Source organism: Falsiroseomonas oryzae, assembly GCF_027856955.1.
GTDB lineage: Bacteria > Pseudomonadota > Alphaproteobacteria > Acetobacterales > Acetobacteraceae > Falsiroseomonas > Falsiroseomonas oryzae.
In genome coordinates, this window is record NZ_JAPSMD010000731.1 from 1 (window position 1) to 1,625 (window position 1,625).

Here is a 1,625-nt window from a genome sequence, read left to right on the forward strand (position 1 = left end):
GCTCTCCTCGGCGCCGAGCGTCTCGGCCTCGACGCGGCGGCGCTCCAGCGCGGTGCGGGCCAGAGCCTCGGCCTCGCGCGGCCCCGGCAGGTCCTGCTCCGCGGCGAAGGCGCGCCTCGCGGCGCCCTCGGCCTCGAACTCGGTCTCCCCGGTCGCCTTGCGGGCGCGTTCGAAGGCCGCCTTGGCCTCGGCCAGCGTCGCCTGGGCACGGGCGCGCAGGATGGCAAGCCACTCCACCTCCGCGCCGCGCACCAGGCCGGAAAGGTTGCGGTAGCGCGCCGCCTGCCGCGCCTGGCGCTGCAGCCCCTGGCGCGCGCCCTCCATCTCGTTCAGCAGGTCCTCGGCACGGCCGAGGTTGGTCTCGGCCTGGCGCAGCTTGAGCTCCGCCTCGTGCCGGCGGGCGCGCAGGCCGGCGATGCCGGCGGCCTCCTCCAGCACGGCGCGCCGGTCCTCGGGCTTGGCCTGGATCAGCGCCGCGACGCGGCCCTGGCTGACCATGGCGGAGGACCGCGCGCCCGATCCGATGTCGGCGAACATCGTCTGCACGTCGCGCGCGCGCAGCTCCTTCCCGTTCACCCGGAAGGCGCTGCCCGAGCCGCGCTCGATCTTGCGCACGATCTCAAGCTCGGGCGCTTCCGCATTCGGCGGCGGGGCGAGGCCGGCGGCCTCCTCCAGCGTCAGCATCACCTCGGCGAAGTTGCGCGACGGGCGCGTGGCCGTGCCGGCGAAGATGACGTCGTCCATCTCGCCGCCGCGCATGGTGCGCGCGTTGGTCTCGCCCATCGCCCAGCGCAGGGCCTCGACGATGTTCGACTTGCCGCAGCCGTTGGGCCCGACGATGCCGGTCAGGCCCGGCATCACCTCCACCAGCGTGGGCTCGGCGAACGACTTGAAGCCGGCGATGCGCAGCCGCGTCAGCCGCGCCGTGCGTGCCGCCTCGACCTGCGCCTCGGTGCGGCCGGCCTCCTCCTCGGGCGCGCCCTCCTCGGCGGGGGGCGCGGGCGGCACCGCCTCCATTCAGCGCGTCTCGGCGACGATGGCGGCGAAGCGGTCGAAGGGCATGTTGCCGGGCACCACGCGGCTGCCGAAGACGAAGGTCGGCGTGGAGTTCACGTTGTGCTCCTGCTGCGCCTTCACGCGCTGCTCCAGGATGCCGCGCGCCAGCGCCTGGTCGGCGATCACCTCGTCGAAGGTCTCGCGCGACATGCCGGCCAGCGTGGCCAGCCGCTGCAGCTCGGTCCGCGGGTCGGAGTTGCGGTTGAAGGCCCAGCGGTCCTGCGTGGAGAACAGGGTCGCGATGAAGGCGTCGTAGCGCTCGGGCGGCAGGGCGCGGGCGACCATGGCGGCCATCAGCCCGGCCTGGTCCAGCGGGAAGTCGCGATAGACGATGCGGACGCGCCCGCTGTCCACCAGCTCGCGCTTCACCTGCGGCAGGGTGTCGCGATGGAAGGCGGCGCAGTGGCCGCAGGTGAGGGAGAAATACTCGATGACGGTGACCGGGGCATTGGCCCGGCCGATCGAGCGCTCCGCCAGCCGCACGGCCAGTGCGTCCTGCGCCTCCGGCGCGGCGGGGGCGGGGGTCGGCGCCTGGGCCGGCTGGCCGGCCGCCGTGGCGGCGGGTGGGG

2 protein-coding genes are annotated in these 1,625 nt (G+C 74.9%); both read right to left on the reverse strand.

Annotated features, from left to right (window positions below):
• Positions 1–1,017, reverse strand: a 1,017-nt coding sequence (locus OZN99_RS31145) for an AAA family ATPase (protein WP_270939073.1), incomplete at its 3' end; no start/stop codon positions are given.
• Positions 1,018–1,625: DsbA family protein (locus OZN99_RS31150; RefSeq protein ID WP_333779794.1), on the reverse strand; the 608-nt coding region annotated here is incomplete at its 5' end.